This window comes from Wenzhouxiangella indolica (assembly GCF_042310355.1).
Lineage (GTDB): Bacteria > Pseudomonadota > Gammaproteobacteria > Xanthomonadales > Wenzhouxiangellaceae > Wenzhouxiangella.
Genome location: NZ_JBHJMR010000007.1, coordinates 135,250 through 157,281 on the forward strand (window position 1 = coordinate 135,250; position 22,032 = coordinate 157,281).

Genomic DNA, 22,032 nt, shown 5'->3' on the forward strand with positions numbered 1-22,032 from the left:
AAGGCTGAAGCCGCGGCGACCGAGGAAGCTCCGGCCGAGAAATCGACCGAGAAGTCGACCGAGAAGTCCACCGACGAGGAAGCTGAAGCCGCACCGGCCGCCAAGAAGGCGACCAAGAAAAAGGCTGCCAAGAAGAAGGCGACCAAGAAGAAGGCCGCCAAGAAGACCGCGGCCAAGGCGGACGACGGGGACGGCGAGTCCTGATTGAACCCGATTTGCAAGGAGCTTTGAAAAAGCGATGAGTATTTCTGCAGCACAAGTCAAGGAACTGCGCGACCGCACCGGCGCGGGCATGATGGAATGCAAGAAGGCGCTGGTCGAGACCGACGGCGACCTGGATGCCGCCATCGAACACCTGCGCAAGACCGGCCTGGCCAAGGCCGACAAGAAGTCCGCTCGCGTCGCCGCCGAGGGCGCAGTGGTCATGGCCGAGTCCGGCGACCGCGCCGTGCTGGTCGAGATCAACTGCGAAACCGACTTTGTCGCCAAGGACGATAACTTCCGGCGCTTTGCCGACGAAGTCGCCGCCCTTGCGCTGACGGTGGACAACGCGGACGCCCTCAACGAGGCGACCATGGAAGGCGGCCAGAGCGTGGCCGAGGCCGCCAAGCAGCTGGTGGCCAAGCTCGGCGAGAAGATCCAGGTGCGCCGCCTGGCCCATCTGTCGGCCGAAGGCGGCATCCTGGGCGGCTACATCCACGGCGGCCGCATCGGTGTACTGGTGGCCCTGGAAGGCGGCGACGAAGCGCTGGCCCGGGACCTGGCCATGCACATCGCCGCACTCAATCCCGCCTATGCCGATGTCAAGGACGTACCGGCCGAGACGATCGAAAGCGAGAAGCAGATTCTCGTGGCCCAGGCCGAAGACAGCGGCAAGCCGGCCGAGATCATCGAAAAGATGGTCACCGGACGGCTGAACAAGCGCCTGGCCGAGATCACCCTGACCGGCCAGCCCTTCGTCAAGGACGGCGATCAGACCGTGGGCAAGCTGCTCGAGAGCAAGGGCGCCTCGGTCAAGGGCTTCGTTCGGCTGGAAGTCGGCGAAGGCATCGAGAAGGACGAGGCCGATTTCGCCGCAGAGGTCATGGAGCAGGCACGCGGCAGTTGATCGCGCTTCAACCGTAGTCGGGCATCGCAAACAGGGAGGCGGCTGAACATGGAAGAGAACACCCAGCACCGACGGGTTCTGCTCAAGCTCAGCGGCGAAGCCCTGCTCGGCGAGCTCGACTACGGCATCGACCCCAAGGTCTCCTCGCGCATCGCGCGCGAGGTGGCCGAGGTGATCAGCGCCGGCGTGCAGATCGGCATCGTGATCGGCGGCGGCAACATCTTCCGGGGCAAGGGCCTGGCGGCTTCCGGCATCGATCGGATCACCGGCGATCACATGGGCATGCTCGCGACCGTCATGAACGCCCTGGCGGTTCAGGACGCCCTCGAGAAGGTGGGGGTCGATACCCGCGTGATGTCGGCCGTTTCGGTTCGCGACGTGTGCGAGGACTACATTCGCCGGCGGGCCGTGAGGCACCTTGAAAAAGGCCGGGTGGTGATCTTCGCAGCCGGCACCGGCAACCCCTTCTTCACCACCGACACGGCGGCCAGCCTGCGCGCCATCGAAGTGGGCGCGGACGTGATGATCAAGGCCACCAAGGTCGACGGCATCTACTCGGCCGACCCGGTGACCGACTCGCAAGCCACCCGCTATGCCCGCATCAGCTATGATGAAGTCATCGAACGCAAGCTCCAGGTGATGGATACCAATGCCATCGTCCTGTGCCGTGACCAGTCCATGCCGATCCGCATCGTCGACCTGAATCGCTCGGGTGAACTCGGCCGAGTCATCCGCGGCGAGGACGTGGGCACACTGGTGAGCTGATCCGGCTGTTCGGACTACAAGCGGGCCCCACGAGCACTTACAATCGGCGCCCGGGCCGAATTCCCGGCCCCACAGCGGCGCGAACCAAGAGGTGAGACATGCTTAACGAGATCAGGAAGGATGCCGACGACCGCATGCAGAAAAGCGTCGGCGCGCTCAAGACCGAATTGGCCAAGATTCGAACCGGCCGTGCCCACCCCAGCCTGCTCGAGCACGTCACGGTCGATTACTACGGTAGCGAGGTTCCGCTCAACCAGGCGGCCAACATCAACAGCGAAGACGCCCGCACGCTCAGCGTCGTGCCTTTCGACAAGTCCATGGTGCAGAAGATCGAGAAGGCCATCATGACTTCCGATCTCGGTCTCAATCCCGCCACCTCCGGCGCCAATATCCGGGTGCCGCTGCCGGCGCTCAACGAGGAACGGCGTACTGAACTGGCCAAGGTGGTCCACGCCGAGGGCGAACAGGCCAAGGTCGCCATTCGCAACATCCGCCGCGACGCCAACCACCAGCTCAAGGAATACCTCAAGGAAAAAGAGCTGACCGAAGACGACGTGCGGCTCGGCGAAACGCAGGTGCAGGAACTCACCGACAAGTACGTCGGACAGGTCGACGAACTAGTCGCGGCCAAGGAACGGGAGCTGATGGAAATCTGAGGTTCCCCTTGGCGCATTTCTCATCTCTTCCACAACATGTCGCCATCATCATGGACGGCAACGGCCGCTGGGCTTTGCGCCAGGGCCTGTCGCGCTCGGCCGGTCACGAGGCCGGCTCGGACGCGCTCAAGCGCACGATTCGCGCCGCGCTCTCACATCGCATTCCGATCCTGACGGTCTACGCCTTCTCGAGCGAGAACTGGAGCCGCCCCCGATCGGAAGTGCGCAAGCTGCTCGACCTGTTTCTGCGCGCGCTCAACCGCGAAGTGCGCGAGCTCGACGAGCACGGTGTCTGCCTCAGCTTCATCGGCGACCGCACGGCGTTCAGCCGAACCCTGCGTGAAGGCATGCAGCAGGCCGAAAAGCGCACGGCGGGCAACCAGGCCCTGCAGCTGAACGTCGCCGTCAACTACGGCGGCCGTGCCGACATCGTCCACGCGGCCCGATCCCTGGCCGAGCGGGTTGCCGCCGGTCGCACGCGACCGGAGGACGTCGACGACGCCAGCGTCGAGTCGGGCCTGTCGCTCGAGCGACTGCCCCCACCCGACCTGTTCGTTCGCACCGGCGGCGAGCAGCGCCTGTCCAACTTCCTGCTGTGGCAACTCGCCTATACCGAACTGTATTTCACCGACGTGCTCTGGCCCGATTTCGGCGAGGAGCACTTCCAGGCCGCCCTGGCCGACTACGCGAGGCGCGAGCGCCGTTTCGGCGGACTCAGCCAGGTGCAGAGTGCTTAAGCTCAGGGTCGTGACCGCGCTGGTCATGGTCACAGTCGGCCTGGCCGCTGTGTTCTGGATGCCGGCGACCGGCTTTGCCGTGCTCGTCGGCCTGGCCTTGCCGGTTGTCGGCGGCTGGGAGGCGGCGCGCCTGGCCGGCATCGATCAACCGCTCGCGCGCTGGCTCTACGGCATTGGCCTCGGAGCACTGGCCGTTCTGATTCATTATCTCGCCATGGATCCGGCCTGGCTGCTCAGCCTGGCGGGCCTTCTGTGGCTGATCAACCTGGCCTGGCTGTCGCGGCCCGACCTGGGACGCTCGGGCCAGCCACCGGTGATCGCCATCAAGCTGATCGTGCTCGGCGGCGTGCTGCTGGCGGCCTGGCTGGGTCTGAGCCTGCTGCAGTCGCTCTCGCCCTGGCTCGTCTTCCTGCTGCTGGTCATCATCGCCGCGGCGGATACCGCGGCCTACTTCAGCGGTCGGCATTTCGGCGGCGCCAAGCTCGCACCGACGATCAGCCCGGGCAAGACGCGGGCCGGCGCCCTCGGCGGCCTGCTCGGCGCGGCCGTCCTGACGCCAATCGCCGGGGAACTGATTCCGCTCAGCCCATTCGCCCCGTTCATGCTCGCGGCACTGGCTTTCGGCATCGCCATGATCTCCATCGGCGGCGACCTGTTCATCAGCCTGCTCAAGCGCCAGCGCCAGCTCAAGGACACCTCGAATCTGCTGCCGGGTCACGGCGGCATCCTGGATCGCTTCGACAGCATGGCCGCGGCCGTACCGTTCTTCTCGCTGGCCGTGCTTCATGCCGGCGGCACGCCGCTGGCGGGATGAGCGACTCGCCGCGGTTCGTTCGGCGCAGAGTCGGTCTGCAGCCGGTACAATGTGCGGCTTGACTGACTACAGCCCTGCAGCCCCGGTCGACGACCGGCACGGATAACCGACCCAATATGCTCGACATCTTCGGACCCATTCTCTGGCTGGCCGTCGCCCTCGGCCTGCTGGTGACGTTTCACGAGTTCGGCCACTTCTGGGTCGCCCGGCGCTGCGGCGTGCGGGTGCTGCAGTTCTCGATCGGCTTCGGCCCCGCCCTGTTCTCTCGCACGGGCCGGGACGGCACCGAATACCGCATCGCGGCGATTCCACTGGGTGGCTTCGTGCGCATGCTCGACGAACGCGAGGCCGCCGTGCCGGAGGATCAGCTCGGCCAGGCCTTCAATCGCAAGCCGCTCGGCCAGCGCGTGGCCATCGTTGCCGCGGGTCCGGCCTTCAACTTCATCTTCGCCCTGGCGGCGTTCTGGCTGATGTTCGTCGTCGGCATTCCCGAAACCCGGCCGGTGGTGGGCGAAAGCACCGGCATCGCCGCCGAGGCCGGGCTCGAGCGCGAGGACATGATCGTCCAGGTCGGGCAGGCCCGCACCGAAACCTGGACCCACGTCCTGCTCGAACTGCTGCCCAGGGCGCTGGACCGCGAAGCGGTCAGCGTGGTGGCCGAGCGACCGGGCGGCAACCGTCGCACGCTCGAGCTGCCGCTGCAGCGCGTCGCAGCGGATTTCGACGAGTCGCGCGCGCTCGAGGCCATCGGCCTGTCGCCCTGGCGGCCCGACCTGCCCCCGGTGATCGACGGCGTCGGCGCCGACACCCCTGCCGAGCGCTCCGGGCTGGAGCCAAACGATCGGATCCTGGAGATCGCCGGCGAGGCGGTGGATGGCTGGCGGGATGTCGCCCGCCTGATTCCGGCCCACGGCCTGGACGAGCGCGGCCAGCCCCGGGAAATCGCGATCACGGTCGAGCGCGACGGTCGGCAGCTGGCTCTGAACCTGACGCCGGAGTTGCGCGACGGCCGGCCGGTCATCGGCATCCAGTCGCCGCCGCCGGACGAGGCCGCTCGCGCCGATATGGAGCGCGCCTTCACGATTCTGCGCCATGGCCCGGTCGAAGCCGTTGGCCAGGCCTTCGCCGAGACCGGTCGCCTGACGGCGGCCACCTTCGGCATGCTCGGGCGGATGGTGACCGGCAACGCCAGCCTGTCTAACCTTTCGGGACCGATCACGATCGCGCAAATGGCCCACTCATCGGCCCTGCTGGGCTTTTCGCGCTTTCTGTTCTTTCTCGGTCTGATCAGCCTGTCGCTGGCCATCATCAACCTGCTGCCGATCCCGGTACTGGATGGCGGCCACCTGATGTATTACCTTGTGGAGCTGTTCAAGGGGTCGCCCGTTTCCGAAAAGACCCAGATCATGGGCCAGTATCTGGGCATCCTGATGGTCGTCGGCTTGATGAGCCTGGCGATATTTAACGATCTGTTACGACTTTTTTCCTAAACTGCGGCACGCCCGCTTGGGTCATGCTGCAACAAGTAACCGGAACGCATCCGACATGAAACGAATCTGCCTCCTGCTGGTGCTGCTCGCCTTCACCGGCCTCGCGTCAGCCGAGACATTCCGCATCAGCGACATCCGTGTCGACGGACTGCAGCGACTGTCCGAAGGCAACGTCTTCAGCTACGTACCGCTGGAGGTGGGTGACCGAATGACCCCGTCGCTGGCGCGCAGCACCATGCGCGACCTGTGGGAAACGGGTTTCTTCGACGATGTCAGCCTCTCGCGCGAGGGCGACGTGCTGGTCGTCAGCGTGGATGAGCGCCCGGCGATTTCCGCCATCAGCATCGCCGGCAACCGCCAGATCAAGACCGAGGACCTGATGCCGGCGCTGGCCAACATCGGCATCGCCGAGGGCGAAATCTTCAACAAGCTCGAACTCGACCGGGTGCGGCAGGAGATGATCCGGCAGTACTACAGCCGCGGTTACTACGCCGTCGAGGTCGACACCCAGGTCGGCGAACTTTCCCGCAACAGGGTCAACCTGAGCATCGTGGTCAAGGAAGGCGCCCAGGCCCGGATCCGGCACATCAACATCGTCGGCAACGAGACCTTTTCCGAAGACGAGCTGCGCGACGACTTCGAGTCCGACAGCAAGCTCGGACTGTTCTTCTGGCAGGGCGCCAACAAGTACACGCGCGAGAAGCTCTCCGGCGACCTCGAAACGCTGCGCTCGTTCTATCTCGACCGCGGCTACCTCGATTTCTCGATCGAATCGACGCAGGTGTCGATCGGCCCCGACAAGCGCGACATCTTCGTCACCGCCAATATCCGCGAAGGCGAGGTCTACAATGTCAGCGATGTCCTGCTCACGGGCGAGCTGATCCTCGGCGAGGAAACCCTCAAGCGCCTGATCATGATCGAGCCCGGGGACACCTTCTCGCGCAAGCAGGTCGAGCAGAGCGTCGACAACATCACCGCCGTTCTGTCGAACATCGGCTACGCCTTCGCCAACGTCAACCCGGTGCCGCGCATCGATCGCGACACGCTCGAAACCGAGCTCAATTTCTTCATCGATCCGGGCAAGCGCGTCTACGTGCGCCGGGTCGAGTTCCGCGGCAATGCCCAGACCAAGGACGAAGTGCTCCGGCGCGAGATGCGCCAGTTCGAGGGCGCCTGGTTCTCGCAATCGGCCATCGACCGTTCCCGGGTGCGCCTCGAGCGGCTCGGCTACTTCGACAACGTCAATATCGAAACGCCGGCGGTCGAGGGGACCGAAGACCAGGTCGACATCATCGTCAGCGTCGACGAGCAGCCATCCGGCAGCTTCCAGGTCGGCTTCGGGTATTCGCAGGTGCAGGGCCTGATCGCCTCGATCTCGGTCCAGCAGGACAACTTCCTGGGCTCGGGGCGGCAAGTCGGCTTCTCGGTCAGCCACAGCGACATCTACACCCAGGCTTCGGTCAACTACACCAACCCCTACTACACCGACAACGGCGTCTCGCGCGGCTTCTACGCGCGCTATACCGAATTCGAGCGCGGCGACGCCAACATCTCCTCGTTCTCCACCAGCCAGGCAGCCGGCGGTGTGAACTTCGGCTTTCCGCTGTCGGAGGTGGACTACCTGCGCTTCGGGCTGGGCGCCCAGCGCATCGACATCAACCTGCGCGGCGGCAACTGCCTGATCGACCCCGATGGCGACCCGGAAGACCCCGACAACTTCGAGTTCTGCATTCCGGCCGAGCGCCCGCTGGCCATCACGCTCGACGAGAACCTCGACGGACGCCTGACCCCGGACGAGCGCCAGATCACCACCTACCGGATGGACGGTACCTGGTCGCGCGACAGCCGCAACCACTACCTCAACCCGACCGACGGCTCGCTGCACCGCCTCGGTGCCGAAATCGCCCTGCCCGGCAGCACCCGCGAGTTCTACCGGCTCAATTACCGCTTCCGCAAGTACTGGCCGATCGGCAACAACGGCATGGCCTTCAGCCTCAAGGGCGACCTGGCCTACGGTGATTCCTACGACAACTACGACGAGGATCTGGGCATCGAACCGATCGAGCCGGAGCTCAATGAAAACCTCAGGCGCAACTGCCAGCTCGACGAGGTCGTCACCTACGACGAGGGCCTGCCGTTCTACGAGCACTTCTACGGCGGCGGCGTGTCGGATATCCGCGGTTTCGACGACAACTCGCTCGGCCCCAAGGATCAGTTCTGCCGCTCGGTCGGCGGTGACTTCAAGGTGATCGGCGGCTTCGAACTGGCCTTCCCGCTGCCCAATGTCGAGTCCAGCGGCACGCGCCTGGCCTGGTTCGTCGATGTCGGCAACGTCTTCCGCGACTACGACAGCTTCGAAACCGACCTGCTGCGCGCGTCCACCGGCCTGTCGCTGACCTGGCAAGCGCCGGTCGGTCCGATTATCATCAACGTGGCGACTCCGCTCAAAGAGCGCGAAGGCGATGAAACTCAGATCATCCAGTTTTCCTTCGGCCAGACTTTCTGACCCTTTGGAGACATGATGGAGCAGACGACGGCCAGGGGGCGCATGCAGCCAGCGCGGCTTGTCGCGCTCGGGCTGGTGTTTGCGTGCACCGCCGCCCTCGGCCAGGATCTGAACATCGGCTACGTGGACATGAAACGGCTGTTCGAATCCGCGCCGCAGGTCGTCAACGCGCGCCAGGCCCTCGACCGCGAGTTCAGTCCGCGCAACGATTCCTTGCTGGCCGACGAAGCCCGGCTGGAGCGGATGGAGGCCGACCTGGCCGAGTCCTCGAACCTGTCCGAAGAGGAACGGTTCGAAATCGAGCGGGAGATTCGCAACCTGCAGCGCTCGATCGAAAGACGACGCGAGGACCTGACCGAGGAACTGCACTTCAGAACCAACGCCGAGAAAAAGGCGCTCGAGGAAACGATCGAAGTGGCGGTGGAGCAGGTCGCCGAGACCGGCGATTTCGACCTCATCCTCACCAGCCCGGTGGCCTACGCCTCGGACCGGATCGACGTCACCGACCGTATCCTTCGCTGGCTGGAGGAAGACTACCGCAGCGAGCAATCGGGCGCCGAACCCGCCGAACCGTAACCCGGAAACACGCATGCAAGAGACCACGCTAAAGGCGCTGGCCGAGCGCTTCGGCCTGACACTTCGCGGCGATCCCGAGCACCGTGTGGACTCGCTCGCCACCCTGACGACCGCCGGACCGGGCGACGTCAGCTTCCTGGCCAATGCCGCCTACACCCCGCAGTTGGCCGCGTGCCGCGCCGGCGCAGTCATCATCGGCGAAGCCTTGTCTGAACGCTGGTCGGGCAACGCGCTGATCAGCCAAAACCCTTATGCCAGCTGGGCGAGAATCGCCGACCATCTCAACCCGCGCCCGGTTGCGGCCCCCGGCATCCATTCCACGGCCGTGATCGCCGCGGACGCCCGGATCGACCCGAGCGCAAGCATCGGCCCGCACGTGAGCGTCGGCGAGCGCGCCAGCATCGGCCGCAACGTTGTCGTCGGGGCCGGTTGCGTGATCGAGAACGGCGTCAGCATCGGCGACGATTCCCGCCTGGTGGCACGCGCCTACATCGGGACGAACTGCCGCCTGGGACAGCGGGTGCTGGTTCATCCGGGCGTGGTCGTCGGCGCCGACGGCTTCGGGCTGGCGATGGACGCCGGACAGTGGATCAAGGTGCCGCAGCTGGGAGCGGTCGTCATCGGCGACGACTGCGAGATCGGCGCCAACACGACCATCGACCGCGGCGCGATCGAAGACACCGTGCTGGCCGAGGATGTGCGCCTGGATAACCAGGTCCAGATCGCCCACAATGTCCGCATCGGCGCCCACACGGCCATCGCCGGCTGCGTCGGCATCGCCGGTTCGACCACCATCGGGCGCTACTGCATGATCGCCGGCGCCTGCGGCATCGGCGGGCACCTGAGCATCTGCGACAAGGTGATCGTCACGGCCATGAGCACCGTGCTCGATTCCATCACGGAGCCGGGCGAGTACGGATCGGGCATCCCGGCCCGGGCGCACGCGCGCTGGAAACGCATCCTGGTTCGACTGGGACAGCTCGACGACTGGGCGCGTCGTCTGCGCCGGCTCGAACGCAAACAATCCTGATTCAACAAGACACGACATCCATGAACGACACCACACAGGTAGACATCGAGAAGATCCTCGAATTGTTGCCCCACCGCTACCCGTTCCTGCTGGTCGACCGAGTGCTGGAATACTCGCTCGAAGACCCGCCCCGCATCCGCGCGCTCAAGAACGTCACCATCAACGAACCTTTCTTCCAGGGGCATTTTCCCGGACACCCGGTCATGCCCGGCGTGCTGCTTCTGGAGGCCATGGCCCAGGCCGCGGGCTGCCTGGCGCACCTGGCGCGTGAAGCCACCGGCGGCGACAACCGGCTGTTCTACCTGGTCAAGATCGACAAGGCCCGCTTCAACCGCGTGGTGGTACCCGGCGACCAGTTGATCTTCGACGTCACCCAGAAGCGGCTGATGCGCAACATGGGCCTGTACACGGCCACCACCCTGGTCGACGACAAGCCGGTGGCCAGCGCCGAGCTGCTGTGCGCCGCCCGCCCCGATCCGACGCCATGATCCACCGCACCGCCATCGTCGAAGACGGCGCGCAGATCGGCGCCAATGTCTCGGTCGGCGCCTACAGCCTGATCGGGCCCGAGGTCGTGCTCGGTGACAACTGCTGGATCGGTCCGCACGTGGTCATCAACGGCCGCACCAGGATCGGCGAGAACTGCCGCATCTACCAGTTCGCCTCCGTCGGCGAAGCGCCTCAGGACAAGAAGTACGCCGGCGAGGACACGGCCGTCGAAATCGGGCGCGACAACACCATCCGCGAGTACGTGACCATCAATCGCGGCACGGCCGACGACATCGGCGTGACGCGAATCGGCGACGACAACTGGCTGATGGCCTACAGCCACGTCGCCCACGATTGCCAGGTGGGCTCGCACACGATCTTCGCCAACGGCGCGACCCTGGCCGGTCACGTCACCGTCGGCGACTGGGTGATATTCGCCGGCTACTCCGGCGCCCACCAGTTCTGCAACATCGGCGCACACGCCTTTCTGGGCATGTACGGCGGCGTCAACCAGGACGTGCCCGCCTACGTCATGGTCTCGGGGCAGCCGCCGAGGCCGCGCGGCATCAACGCGGAGGGCCTCAAGCGCCGCGGTTTCGACAATGCCCAGATCCGCAACATTCGCGAGGCTTACCGCCTGATCTACCGCAAGGGCATGCCGCGCGACGAAGCGGTCGTCGAATTGCGCGCCCGCGCGGCCGAGCAGCCGGAACTCGAGCTGATGATCGCCTCGATCGAACGCAGCCAGCGCGGCCTGCTGCGCTGATCCCCGGACAGTGAGCGGCCGTCCCCCGCGCATCGTGCTGGTTGCCGGAGAAGCCTCCGGCGACGCCCTGGGCGCCAGCCTGGCCGCTCGCCTGAAATCGCGGCGCCCCGACATCGAACTGGCCGGCGTTGCCGGCGAAGCGATGCAGGAGGCCGGCGTGACGCCCTGGTTCGACCTCGACGTCCTCAACGTCATGGGGCTGACCGAAGTCCTGCGCCACCTGCCGCGACTTTTCAGGCTCCGGCGCGAGCTGAGGCAGCGCATCCTTGCCTGGCAACCCGACCTGTTCGTCGGCATCGACGCGCCGGATTTCAACCTCGGCCTGGCACGCCAGCTGCGGCGACACGATCAGCGCACGGCGCAGTACGTCGCCCCCACCGTGTGGGCCTGGCGGCCGGGGCGAGCCGCCACGGTCGCGCGCTCGAGCGACCTGCTGCTGACCCTTTTCCCCTTCGAGCCGGCCCTGTTCCGCGCCCACGGACTGGCCAGTCGCTTCGTCGGCCACCCGCTGGCCGACGAGATCGTGTCGACCCCGGCGCTGCTGCAGCTGCGCGATCAGCGTTCGACGACGCGCCCCGCACGCGTCGCCTTGCTGCCGGGCAGCCGACGCGGCGAAATCGAACGGCATGCAGGCCTGCTGGCCGATACCGCCACCTGGCTGGCACAGCAGCGCCCGGAACTGGAACTGACCATGCTGCTGGCGCGCGACAGCCATCGCGAGCTGGTCGAGACACTGGCCGGTGAGCGCCTGGCACAGGCCGGCGTCAAGATCGTCTGCGCCCGGACCCGACAGGGCCTGGCCGAATCCGACACGGCCATCAGCGCCTCGGGCACGGCCACACTGGAAGCCTTCCTGCTGGCCTGCCCGCTGGTGGTGTACTACCGACTGGCCCCCGCGACCTACTGGCTACTGCGAAGCCTGCGGCTGGTACGCTCGCAGTTCATCGCCCTGCCCAACATCCTCCAGGGGCACGCGCTGGTGCCGGAGTTCGTCCAGGAAAGGGCAAGGCCGGAGCAACTGGGCCGCGAGGCACTGGCCTGGCTCGACGACGCACATCGCCTGGACGCCTATCGACAGGCCTCGCAGCGTTGCCGCTCGGAACTGGCCGCCGGCGCGAGCGAAAACGCCGCCGACGCCCTGCTGGAGCTGATCGAGCGTGACCACGACTGACATCTGCAGCGGCCCGGTCGCCGGTGTCGACGAGGCCGGGCGCGGCCCGCTCGCCGGGCCGGTGGTGGCCGCGGCGGTGGTCCTCGACCCGCACCGGCCGATTGCCGGACTGGCCGATTCCAAGCAGCTGTCCGCCCGCCGTCGCGAATCGCTGGCCGAAGCCATCCGGGCGCGCGCCACGGCCTGGGGCCTGGCCGTCGTCGGGCCTGACGACATCGACCGGCTCAATATCCTCCAGGCCACCTTCCGGGCCATGCACGAGGCGCTCGACGCATTGTCACTCGATCCCGTGCTGGTAAGAATCGACGGCAACCGCGGGCCCGAACTGCCCTGGCCGGTTCAGACCGTCGTCGGCGGCGACCGCCTCGATCGCGCCATTTCGGCCGCCAGCATCCTGGCCAAGGTGCACCGCGACGAGCTGATGCTCGAACTCCACCAGCGCTGGCCGCAGTACGGCTTCGACCGCCACAAGGGCTACCCCACCCGGGCGCACCTGGCCGCCCTGGAATTGCACGGCCCCTGCCAGGCCCACCGCCGCAGTTTCCGCCCCGTGCACCAGGCCAGCCTTTTCTGACAGGAAGGGGCTGAAGTCCGCGTCGGCGGGGCGGCGATTTGAATCGGGTCACACTGCTGGGCTATAGTCTTTCGCGGGGACTGTAACCACAACCAAAGAGAGGAGATTCCCAATGACCCGAATGATGCGAGCCATCGTGGCCCTGGTCGCGCTGCTTACATTCGGTTCCGTATGGAGCGCCACGGGCGTGGCCTTCGTGCACGGAACCGGCAACCAGAGCGACGCGTTCAACGATTACTGGACCAGCGACATGGTCAACTCGGTCCGCCAGGGCCTGCCCAACAGTTCGAACTACGTGGTCGTCAACTGCCAGTTCGAGGAGTACATGTGGACCGCCGGCGCGGCCGGTTGCCTGGCCGGCCAGCTGCATGATTTCATCACCAGCCGCGGCATCGACGACCTGGTCGTGATCACCCACTCCAACGGCGGCAACGTGATGCGCTGGATCCTGTCGAACCCGACCTGGGACAGCCGCTACCCCGCCATCATCGACTCGATCCGCTGGGTCAACGCAGTCGCCCCGTCGAGCCTGGGCACGCCGCTGGCCGACGCGGTCATGCAGGGCAACGCGTTCGAAGCCTCGCTCGGCTGGCTGCTCGGCTACCAGTCCGATGCGGTGCGCATGCAGCAGGAAAGCTGGATGCAGAGCTACAACGCCAACTGGCTGCTGGGCACATCCGGTCGACCCGCCCTGCCGGTCGGCTTCTGGAACGTGGTCGGCTCCGACGTCGTCTCCGGGTTCTGGAGCGGCAACGCCTACTGCGGCGGCTACCAGTACCAGGTCGGGCTCGAGATCACGCAGAACTGGCTCGACAGCTGCTCCGACGGCTTCCTCGAATGCAGCAGCCAGGACGGCGCCGGCAGCCTGTGGTTCTACGACACCTCGCGCACCAACAGCAGCCGCGTGCTCTCGCACCACCAGAGCCGCCGCGACTGTTTCGGTCTCGACACCATTCTTCGCAACGATCTGTGAATCGACTCAGGAGCCGACATGAACAAGTACATGAATAAGTACACGAGCATCTCCGCCCTGCTGCCGGCCGTTGCGCTCATCGCAACAACCGCATCCGCCGCCGGTCCGGCCGAGTGGGCACCGCCGGGCAGCAGCGATCTTCGCATCGAGAGCCTGCCCGCCACCGCCCCGGCCGTGCCGCCGAGCCGTCACGTCGAGGCCGAGCCGGTCAGCTACGCCTGGCCCTTGAACCTCGACCGCGGCTCGACCGCGCCGCAAGGTCCGGCCATGGAAAGCCGCCAGTACTGGGTCGACACGACCGGTCGCGGCCTCGAACAAGGCCTCAAGCTGCCGCTGAGCTCACCGGGCGCCATCGTGCGCATCTCGGCCCTGCACGCCGACAGCGGCGTCCTGCTCGACGCACAGAACCTGCAGGTCAGCGTCGACGGACAGGCTTTGCCGACCACGCGCGAATCCGGCGGCCTGAAGCTGTTTACCGGTAGCGACCTGCAGGCGCAGGGCATGTCGGTTCCGACCGACAGCCTGGCCTTTCAGCTGCCCGGGCAGGACCAGGCGCGCAGCCTCCAACTGCAGCTGGCCGGCGCACCCGCAGAACAGCCGCTGGTGGTGCACGTGTTCGAGCCCGAAAGCCAGTGGGTCGGCCAGCTCTCGGCCGAGCGTCACAACTTCCTCGCCGGCGGCGAGCTGAAGCTGGATGTCGGCCTTGCCGGCGGCGACGAGCGATTCGCCGCACAATCGGTCCAGGCCGTCCTGGTCAGCCCGGATGCCGAGCAGGCCTGGCCGCTGGAAGTTGCCGGCGACGGCTTCACGCTCGTGGGCCATGCGCCGCAAGACCTGCCGGATGCCGGCGAGGGCCTGTACGAAGTGCACGCCTACCTCGAAGGCCGCCGCGACGATGCGGTAATCCGCCGAGACCTCAAGGTGGCGGTCAATATCGCCGCGCCGACCGCACGCCTGTCCGACGACATCAACAGCCTCGACGAATCGGGCCTGAAGATTGATCTCGGGGTCGAGGTCGCCGCGGCAGGCCGCTACCAGGTCAGTGGACAGGTCTGGGGTACGGACTCGGACGGTAGCCTTCAGCCGCTGGCCATGGCGCAGTCCGCTGCCGTGCTCGAGCCCGGCGAAGGCCGGCTTCGCCTCGACGTGCCGGCCTCGCTCGTGCTGGAATCCGGCCTGTCAGCGCCTTTCGAGGTGCGTGAAGTCCAGCTGATCGACCAGGGCCGCATGGCTGTCCTGGAAGCGCGCAGCCGCGGCTTCGGCATCGCGGGTCGCGACGACGATTCGCGCCGGCCGTTCGACACGATCGATCCGTAGCAAGACGCACGATTACGAGTCGCGAAACCGGCCGGCCACTGCGCCGGCCGGTTTCGTTTCGGCCCGGTCTTTCTCAAGCGGTCTTGAAACCGCTCGCAACCCGCTCCGGCGGCGCGGCGCGCTCGATCGCGTCCACCCGTGCGGCATCCGGGCCGTCCTGCAGCCAGCGCTCGAGCTCGTCGAGCGCCGGTGCCGGGCCGGCGGCGACCACTTCGACGCGTCCATCGGAAAGGTTGACGGCGTAGCCGGACAGCCTCAGGGGCTCGGCCTGGCGACGCGTTGACTCACGAAAGAAAACGCCTTGTACGCGGCCTTCGATCAGCCACTTGCGTGTTTCAGTCTCGCTCATCGATCCACTCCGTGATCATTTCGCTGGTTACCGGGCCCAGCCAGGTCTCGACCAACTCGCCGCTGCCGTCGACCAGGTGCGTCGTGGGCAGCACGCGCGGCGAACCCAGATCGGCCGGCGGATCGTAGACATCCACCACGAGAATCGGATAGCTGGCCGGCCAGGACTCGAGAAACTGCTCGAAGTCGGCCGGTTCCGTGTCCTCGAAGGCCAGTCCCAGCACGGTGATGTCCTCGCGGCTGTCGTGCAGGTCGGACAGGTCGGGAATCTCCTTGCGGCAGGGCTTGCACCAGGTCGCCCAGTAGTTGACCACGACCCACTGGCCGCGATAGTCGGACAGGCGATGGGACGCGCCGTCGAGCGCGTTCAATTCGAAGTCGATCTCCGCGACGGCCGGGAAGGCGGCGATCGTCAAAGCCAGCAACATCATCCTCACGAAACGTCTCCTCTCTGGAACTTCAGCAGCGCCTTGACGGGCCGGTTCATGGCGGGTCGGCCGGCCTCGTCGATCGGCCTCAGAGTCTCGATGATGGCCCGATCCCAGTAGCTTTCCACCGGCACGGAATCGAGTTCACCGATGGGCAGTATGAACGGTCCGGCGCGATAGAGTTCCGCCAGGGTCACGTCCTCGAGATCGGTCGAGAGCAACCATTCGCCGTCCTCGTCGGGGTGAACGAACCCCGCCCGATGGAACCAATCCAGAATCCGGCTGATCTGGGCATCATTGGCGGCCGGCTCGCGCGAGAGCAGGCCCGCCTGGGACAGCGCACGACCCTGGCGCTGTGCATGCCAGAAATGCCCCAGAAGGCGCAGCGCCAGCACCAGCTCGTGGCGCTGCGACCAGCGCCAGTCACTCTTGCGGTAATTGAAAGTGGTCAGGGCCGCGGCCACGCTCGCGCCAAGCAACACCACCACCCAGGAGACGTAGATCCAGACCAGGAAAATGGGCACGGCGGCCAGCGCGCCATAGAGCCGTTCGTAGGTCGGGAAATGCGTCACGTACAGGACGAAGCCCCGCTTGGCCAGTTCGAACAAGACGGCCGAAACCAGCGCGCCGAACAGGGCATGGCGCAGGCGCACCCGGCGGTTGGGCACGACCAGGAACACCATGGCGAAGCCGATCAGGGCGACAAAGAAGGGCGTGAGGTTGAGGAAGAAGGCCTGGAGCAAGCCGCGCACGGCCTCGGGCGCCAGCAGCGGCAACGCGGCAAGGTAGGAGGTCAACGCGAGCGATGCCCCCATGAGCAGCGGGCCGAGCGTGAGTACGGACCAGTAGGTCAGCAGGCGCCCGGTGACCCCACGCGGCTTGGCCACGCGCCAGATCCGGTTGAAACTTCGCTCGATGGTCGACATCAGCAACAAGGCGGTGATGATCAGAAACACCGTGCCGGCGCTGGTCAGGCCGGCGGTGCGCTCGACAAACTGGTTGAGGTGCTCCTGCACGGCATCACCGGCAGCGGGCACGAAATTGGAGAAGATGTAGCTCTCGAGCTCGTTCGCCCACTGATCGAAGACCGGGAAGGCCGAGATCACGCCCAGCATCACCGCCATCAGCGGCACCACCGCCAGCAGGCTGGTGTAGCTGAGGGCCGCGGCCGCTTCGAAGCTGCGATCCTCGCGAAAATGACGCCACAGGTGGCCGCCGAAGGCCCGCAACCAGCCCGGATCGACGATGGCATCCATCCAGGTTGGTGCCGCCTGCGTTGACACGCCGCCCTGAGCGGGTACGCTACCCTTCGTTTTGCGCCGACTTTCGGATGACTGCATGTCCATCACGATTTATCACAATCCACGTTGCTCGAAAAGCCGCCAGACCCTGGCACTGATCCGCGACCGCGGCATCGAACCCGAGATCGTGAGATATCTCGAGCGGCCACCGTCGCCCGATGAGCTCAAGCGTATCATCGATCGCCTGGGCGTCCCCGTTCGCGACATCCTGCGCACGGGGGAAGCCGAGTATGAAGAACTCGGCCTGGCAGACGAATCCCTCGACGACGACACCCTCATCGAGGCCGTCTGCGCGCACCCGAAACTGCTCCAGCGTCCGATCGTGGTCCGCGGGGATCGGGCGCGAGTCGGTCGCCCGCCGGAAACCGTCGAAGAGATCCTGCCGTGACCGAAATTCTGGTGCTTTTCCATTCCGTGCACGGCAACACTCTCGACATGGCCCGCGAAATCGCCCGCGGCATCGAGGCGATCGACGGCTGCCAGGCAAGACTGCGCAGCGTACCGCCGGTGTCGGCGGCCGACGCCCCGGCGCGCGAGCGCGAGGACAACGGGCCCGCCCGGGTCACCGCCGAAGACCTGGCCGAGTGCGATGGGCTGGCCCTGGGCAGCCCGACGCGCTTCGGCAACATGGCATCGGCGGTCAAGTATTTTCTCGACGGTACCGGCGGCGAATGGTTCTCGGGCACCCTGGTGGGCAAGCCCGCCGGCGTGTTCACCTCCACGGCCACGCTGCACGGCGGCCAGGAAGCCACCCTGCTGAGCATGATGATTCCGCTGCTTCACCACGGCATGCTGATCGTCGGCCTGCCCTACACCCTGCCGGAACTGGGCCGCACGACGAGCGGCGGGACCCCCTACGGCCCCAGCCACCTGGCCGGCAGCGATTCCGATCGCGGCCTGGACGAAGACGAAAGCCGCCTGTGCCGCGCCCTGGGTCGCCGGCTGGCCGAGACCGCCGCGCTGCTGGGCGGGCGCTCGTGATGGGGCCGGGCGCATGCCGCTGGACCCTGGTGGGCCTGATCGTGCTCCAGCCGCTTTGGTTCGGCTGGCTCGCTCCGCCTGAACTGACACCCCCCTGGCTGGCGATGACGATGATGGGACTGCCGCTTCTGCTGGCCCTGCCGTTCGTGTGGCGCCTGGGCAAGACCGCGCTGGTCGTGACCGGCTGCATCCTGCTGGTTCACTTCTGCCTGGCGGTGTCGGAAGCCTGGGTCAACCCGGCCGCCCGCCTGCCCGCTGTCGCGCAGGTCGTCCTCATCGGGATCTACTTCACCGCGATGTCGTCGCTTCGCTTCGGGCGTCGCAAAGACAGGGACTGACCCTGCTTCAAGGCGTCATCCGGCGCTGCAGCGCCGACAGACGTTCGAGGCTGAAATCCACTTCCGGCGCCCGCTGGCCCTGTTCGCGGAGCCGTTCGGGCAGTTCCAGCCAGGCGTTCAGCAAGCGCTCGGCGCGTTCCATTCCGAGTTCGGGCATGCGGCTGGCGGCCATGCCAGCGTCGCGCAGGAAGCGCACGCGGTCACGCGTGATCAACCCCTCTTCGCCGGTCAGCAAGGCGCGCACCGGCGCGTGCTGGCGAACAATGCGCGGATAGTGCAACTCCAGGACACGGCGCAGCAGGGCGGCCGAGTCGGCCACCCCGGCCATTGCCATGACCAGCGGGTCTTCGTCGCCGGCGCGCGGCGGATTGATCAAGGGCGCCACCAGCTGCCGCTCGCGTCGGGCAACGAGATCGGCCAGTTCGGCCTGAACCGCTCGCTCCATATCCGTCGAATCAGCAGACTCGACGCGCGCCACGCGTCGCCCGGTGACGAACCAGTCGCGCCATTCCGCCCCCCGATCCCAGTTGGCCAGCAACTCGGCTTCCGCCGTCGTCGGGGTACTGGTGAAATAAGTCAAGCGGTTGGGCACCAGGCCGGGCTGGTCATCCGGCAGGCTGCTGGCCACGGACTTGCCGACCATGCCGATGGGGCAATCGCTGGCCAGCAGCGCTTCATCCTCGGCGGCGAAGAGATACTGGTGCGTTTCACCGTCAGTCAGGCGATCGCGGAAAACGGTTTGATTCTCGCCCCCGCGCCGGAACGTGCCGACCAGGTCGAAACTCAAGCGGCCGTGGTAGTTGGCGACCCCGCTGGCACGCCGCCGTGCCGGCTCCATCGAGCGCTCGACCCAGCGCACCTGCTCATAGCAAAGACCGAGTTCGCCCATTCCCACCTGGTCGGCCAGAAGGAACGCATTCGGAAACTGGCCCAGCAGGGCTCGGCTGGCCGGCAGCTCGATCTTTGCGCCGCAGGTATTGGACGACGGGCAGGGTCCGACCACGAGATCCTGCGGACGATAGGCCGTCACCTGGTCGGGCGGGCCGTCCAGGTCGACGTCCGCACCGGGCCGCGTGCTGGCTTCGTAGAAGGCGTCGCGGGCCTGCGACAGTCGGCGGTCGACTTCCGCCAGGGCCCCTCGATGCAGACTCAGCAGACGCATCACGGGATCGCGCCGCTGGCTTCCGCGTCCGGTCAGGCAGTCGAGCCACTCCACGTGCGCGGCGGCCTGCCCGCGCATCTGCACCGACAGGCGATCGACCGTGTCGCGCCACCCGCTGCCGGTGAAAAACACCGGTCGTTGCGATACCCAGCGCACCAGGTGATGGGCCAGCAGGGACCACTCCAGGACATTGATCCACTCCGGCGGCTGGCACTGCGTTTCCAGCAACCAGTTGAGATGCCCGTCCAGGTAGGCCGCGCGTTGCCAGCTGATCAGGCCCAGTTCACGCCGGAGAAACTCCGCGGCAAATGGGCCCTGGGCACCGCCAACCAGCTCCTCGCTGCCGAGTTCGCCGGCGAGCGTCTGCTCGAGGCTGCGCGCGCAGCGTTCGAACACGTCTCTGGGCAACGGCCCGACCAGGAGCGGATCGGGATTGCAGGCCGAGACCACGCCCCGGACGGGCTCGCGAACCGGCTGGTCGAGATAGAAGGCCAGGTCGGGCGCGAACAACGCAAGCCGGGCATAGATGTCGGCCAGTTCGACTATCGCCGATCGGCTCGCCTCGCCGGGAGCGGCCATGGCGTCGGCGGCATCCCCCAGCAGCGCCAGCACGACGGGTAGATCGATGTCGATCAGGCGAAGCGCGCCGCGTTGCTCCGATTCGAGGGTTTCGAGCCAGTCGGCCCACTCGGCGGCCATCTCCGAGGCCGAGCCGTCGATCTGTGTCAAACGCGCCAGGGCTTCGAAAGCAAGCCACAGCGCATCCAGAAGTTGACCGGTCTGCTGTGCCTGCGCCGCCTCGGCGCGCAGCATGTCGTCCAGCACGCGGGCCCGGGCGATGGGCGATTCGGTGTCGGACAGCTCGCGGACCCGCCCAGCCTGCTCGCGCGCATGACCTGCAACGGCCTCCGCTTCCTCACCTCCGGCCGCTTCGAATTGCTCGAGCAGCGGCGCCCAGAACGCCGCCAGCGAGTCGGTTTCCTCCTCGCCCAGTGCATCGGCCACTCGGCGCCAGATGTCATGGGCGCGGTAGGCGGCCACAACCCGCAGGCGGGCCACCTCGCCGGCGGCATGATCGCGCTCGAGCAAGTCGGCCACGCCGGCCAGTTCGGGAGCGGGAAAGCCTGTTCCGGCAGGCCCCAGGTTGACCTCGCGCTGACCAACCAGCCAGGCCATCAGGCCGTCGACCAGCGAAACCCGAACCGGCCCGATGCGGTCGATCGATGGCTGCAATCGCAAGGCGAGGGTATCGACCGCCTGGCCCCATCCATCCACCTCGGCCTCGCGCTCGAGCCAGGCGGCGGCCGCCAGCGTCCGGTTGCGCGCGGCTTCGGCGGTGGCGGGGTGCCAGTGCAGGGCCAACACGTCTTCGGGCAATGATCGTGCCTGCGACGGCGCCGCGAGGATCGCGACAACCAGCCACAGGCAAGCGCTTGTCGGGCCGCTTTTCATGGCCGCTATACTACCCGAACGCCCGGCCGGCCCGGGTATCGACCCACCACCCGGAACAACATCAGGAATCAGCATTGAACAAGCTCAACATCCTCACCACCGGCGGCACGATCGACAAAATCTACTACGACGACAAATCCGACTACCAGATCGGCGAACCGGAGATCGGGCGCATTCTCAAGGCCATGAACGTCGCGTTCGACTGGGAGATCCGCGCCTTGATGCGCAAGGACTCGCTCAACATGAGCGAGGCGGACCGCGACCTGATATGCCAGGCGGTGATGACCAGTACCGACGGCTATTTCCTGATCACTCACGGCACCGACACGATGGTCGACACCGCCGCCGCACTGGGTGACGTCGGCGAGCGCGTGATCGTCTTGACCGGAGCCCTCAATCCGGCGCGCTTCATCGACTCGGATGCCGTGTTCAACATCGGCTGCGCCGTCGGCGCGGTCCAGGCCCTGCCCGCCGGCGTATGGATCGCCATGAACGGCCGCATCTGGGATCCGAAGACGGTGCGCAAGAACCGCTCGGAGAATCGGTTCGAGGCGGTGGGCTGAGGTGGCTGGCTTGGTTGGTTGGTTAGCTGGTTAGCTGGTTAGCTGGTTAGCTGGTTAGCTGGTTGGCTGGTTAGCTGGTTAGCTGGTTAGCTGGTTAGCTGGTTAGCTGGTTGGCTGGTTGGCTGGGGGTGCGTCGGGTCGGCCGGCGTGTTCTTTGGTCGGAGCCACTGCCGGCTGTGGGGGCTCGACACGTCAAAATCTGTTTCGCCCGGCCTGCTTCGCAGGCGCTTTCGGCGAGTACCTTTTTTCCAAAGCGAAAAAAGATACGAAAAATCGCTTTTCAACGTCAAAATCCCACGATCCGGGGTTTCAGGACTGGAACCGCGAGGTGGCTGGCCCCTTCGCGGAGCGGGCTTCGCGAAGACTCGGTCGGAGGATCCGGTGGCGCTAGCGGGAATGGGACGAAGCCCGCACGAGGACGGCTCGGCTTCGAAGGTGGCGCGCTGCGCGCGCGGGGGCTTGATCCAGGCGCGTAGGATGCGTGAAG

General features: G+C 66.5%; 23 protein-coding genes. 19 read left to right on the forward strand and 4 right to left on the reverse strand.

Annotated features, from left to right (window positions below):
- Positions 1-238 precede the first annotated feature (238 nt).
- The 15 genes from tsf to ACDC67_RS09915 all read left to right on the forward strand — a co-directional run bounded on the left by tsf (position 239) and on the right by ACDC67_RS09915 (position 14,972).
- Positions 239-1,108 carry a translation elongation factor Ts gene (gene tsf, locus ACDC67_RS09845; RefSeq protein ID WP_376692715.1) on the forward strand — a complete coding sequence of 290 codons (870 nt, stop codon included), beginning with the start codon at positions 239-241 and terminating at the stop codon, positions 1,106-1,108.
- Positions 1,109-1,156: 48 nt separating this feature from the next.
- Complete coding sequence (pyrH, locus tag ACDC67_RS09850) at positions 1,157-1,873, forward strand: UMP kinase (RefSeq protein WP_376692717.1); 717 nt, start codon at positions 1,157-1,159, stop codon at positions 1,871-1,873.
- Positions 1,874-1,971: 98 nt separating this feature from the next.
- Positions 1,972-2,529 carry a ribosome recycling factor gene (gene frr / locus ACDC67_RS09855; RefSeq protein ID WP_376692719.1) on the forward strand — a complete coding sequence of 186 codons (558 nt, stop codon included), beginning with the start codon at positions 1,972-1,974 and terminating at the stop codon, positions 2,527-2,529.
- A gap of 8 nt (positions 2,530-2,537) precedes the next feature.
- Positions 2,538-3,266: a polyprenyl diphosphate synthase gene (uppS, locus tag ACDC67_RS09860; RefSeq protein WP_376692721.1), complete on the forward strand. Its 729-nt coding sequence runs from the start codon at positions 2,538-2,540 to the stop codon at positions 3,264-3,266.
- Positions 3,259-4,080, forward strand: coding sequence for a phosphatidate cytidylyltransferase (locus ACDC67_RS09865; protein WP_376692723.1), 822 nt, complete (start codon positions 3,259-3,261; stop codon positions 4,078-4,080). The genes uppS and ACDC67_RS09865 overlap by 8 nt, the downstream gene beginning before the upstream one ends.
- A gap of 116 nt (positions 4,081-4,196) precedes the next feature.
- Positions 4,197-5,570: an RIP metalloprotease RseP gene (gene rseP, locus ACDC67_RS09870; RefSeq protein ID WP_376692725.1), complete on the forward strand. Its 1,374-nt coding sequence runs from the start codon at positions 4,197-4,199 to the stop codon at positions 5,568-5,570.
- A 55-nt stretch (positions 5,571-5,625) separates the two neighbouring features.
- Positions 5,626-8,076 carry an outer membrane protein assembly factor BamA gene (gene bamA, locus ACDC67_RS09875; protein ID WP_376692727.1) on the forward strand — a complete coding sequence of 817 codons (2,451 nt, stop codon included), beginning with the start codon at positions 5,626-5,628 and terminating at the stop codon, positions 8,074-8,076.
- Positions 8,077-8,088: 12 nt separating this feature from the next.
- Entirely contained in the window at positions 8,089-8,652 is a 564-nt protein-coding gene (locus tag ACDC67_RS09880; RefSeq protein WP_376692729.1) for an OmpH/Skp family outer membrane protein, read from the forward strand.
- Positions 8,653-8,665: 13 nt separating this feature from the next.
- Positions 8,666-9,682, forward strand: coding sequence for a UDP-3-O-(3-hydroxymyristoyl)glucosamine N-acyltransferase (lpxD, locus tag ACDC67_RS09885; RefSeq protein WP_376692731.1), 1,017 nt, complete (start codon positions 8,666-8,668; stop codon positions 9,680-9,682).
- Positions 9,683-9,702: 20 nt separating this feature from the next.
- On the forward strand, positions 9,703-10,170 hold the full coding sequence (gene fabZ / locus ACDC67_RS09890; RefSeq protein ID WP_376692733.1) for a 3-hydroxyacyl-ACP dehydratase FabZ: 468 nt from the start codon (positions 9,703-9,705) through the stop codon (positions 10,168-10,170).
- Entirely contained in the window at positions 10,167-10,937 is a 771-nt protein-coding gene (gene lpxA / locus ACDC67_RS09895) for an acyl-ACP--UDP-N-acetylglucosamine O-acyltransferase (protein ID WP_376692734.1), read from the forward strand. The genes fabZ and lpxA overlap by 4 nt, the downstream gene beginning before the upstream one ends.
- A 10-nt stretch (positions 10,938-10,947) precedes the next feature.
- Positions 10,948-12,108, forward strand: coding sequence for a lipid-A-disaccharide synthase (gene lpxB, locus ACDC67_RS09900; protein WP_376692735.1), 1,161 nt, complete (start codon positions 10,948-10,950; stop codon positions 12,106-12,108).
- On the forward strand, positions 12,095-12,682 hold the full coding sequence (gene rnhB, locus ACDC67_RS09905) for a ribonuclease HII (protein WP_376692737.1): 588 nt from the start codon (positions 12,095-12,097) through the stop codon (positions 12,680-12,682). The genes lpxB and rnhB overlap by 14 nt, the downstream gene beginning before the upstream one ends.
- A 112-nt stretch (positions 12,683-12,794) precedes the next feature.
- Positions 12,795-13,655: a hypothetical protein gene (locus ACDC67_RS09910; RefSeq protein WP_376692738.1), complete on the forward strand. Its 861-nt coding sequence runs from the start codon at positions 12,795-12,797 to the stop codon at positions 13,653-13,655.
- A gap of 18 nt (positions 13,656-13,673) precedes the next feature.
- Entirely contained in the window at positions 13,674-14,972 is a 1,299-nt protein-coding gene (locus ACDC67_RS09915) for a DUF4785 domain-containing protein (RefSeq protein ID WP_376692740.1), read from the forward strand.
- Positions 14,973-15,045: 73 nt separating this feature from the next.
- Here ACDC67_RS09915 and ACDC67_RS09920 read toward each other — a convergent pair whose 3' ends face one another.
- The 3 genes from ACDC67_RS09920 to ACDC67_RS09930 are packed head-to-tail and all read right to left on the reverse strand — an operon-like array spanning position 15,046 to position 17,004.
- Complete coding sequence (locus ACDC67_RS09920; protein ID WP_376692742.1) at positions 15,046-15,321, reverse strand: acylphosphatase; 276 nt, start codon at positions 15,319-15,321, stop codon at positions 15,046-15,048.
- Positions 15,308-15,751, reverse strand: coding sequence for a TlpA family protein disulfide reductase (locus ACDC67_RS09925; protein ID WP_376692754.1), 444 nt, complete (start codon positions 15,749-15,751; stop codon positions 15,308-15,310). The genes ACDC67_RS09920 and ACDC67_RS09925 overlap by 14 nt, the downstream gene beginning before the upstream one ends.
- A gap of 2 nt (positions 15,752-15,753) precedes the next feature.
- On the reverse strand, positions 15,754-17,004 hold the full coding sequence (locus tag ACDC67_RS09930) for a virulence factor BrkB family protein (protein WP_376692743.1): 1,251 nt from the start codon (positions 17,002-17,004) through the stop codon (positions 15,754-15,756).
- An 82-nt stretch (positions 17,005-17,086) separates the two neighbouring features.
- On the opposite strand from ACDC67_RS09930, the gene arsC reads away from it, so the two are divergent.
- From arsC to ACDC67_RS09945, 3 genes are read left to right on the forward strand one after another with little or no spacing between them, the layout of a single operon-like run.
- On the forward strand, positions 17,087-17,437 hold the full coding sequence (gene arsC, locus ACDC67_RS09935; RefSeq protein ID WP_376692745.1) for an arsenate reductase (glutaredoxin): 351 nt from the start codon (positions 17,087-17,089) through the stop codon (positions 17,435-17,437).
- The gene (gene wrbA / locus ACDC67_RS09940; protein ID WP_376692747.1) at positions 17,434-18,030 is read left to right on the forward strand and encodes an NAD(P)H:quinone oxidoreductase; all 597 of its coding nucleotides are present in this window, start codon (positions 17,434-17,436) and stop codon (positions 18,028-18,030) included. The genes arsC and wrbA overlap by 4 nt, the downstream gene beginning before the upstream one ends.
- Positions 18,030-18,368, forward strand: coding sequence for a DUF2069 domain-containing protein (locus tag ACDC67_RS09945; protein ID WP_376692749.1), 339 nt, complete (start codon positions 18,030-18,032; stop codon positions 18,366-18,368). The genes wrbA and ACDC67_RS09945 overlap by 1 nt, the downstream gene beginning before the upstream one ends.
- A 7-nt stretch (positions 18,369-18,375) precedes the next feature.
- Here the strand turns inward: ACDC67_RS09945 and ACDC67_RS09950 are convergent, their stop codons facing one another.
- A complete protein-coding gene (locus tag ACDC67_RS09950; protein ID WP_376692751.1) occupies positions 18,376-20,982 on the reverse strand; it encodes a hypothetical protein in 2,607 nt (868 codons plus the stop codon).
- Between the two features lie 74 nt (positions 20,983-21,056).
- Between ACDC67_RS09950 and ACDC67_RS09955 the strand changes: the two genes are divergently transcribed.
- Complete coding sequence (locus tag ACDC67_RS09955; protein ID WP_376692752.1) at positions 21,057-21,545, forward strand: asparaginase domain-containing protein; 489 nt, start codon at positions 21,057-21,059, stop codon at positions 21,543-21,545.
- The last annotated feature ends 487 nt before the right edge of the window (positions 21,546-22,032 follow it).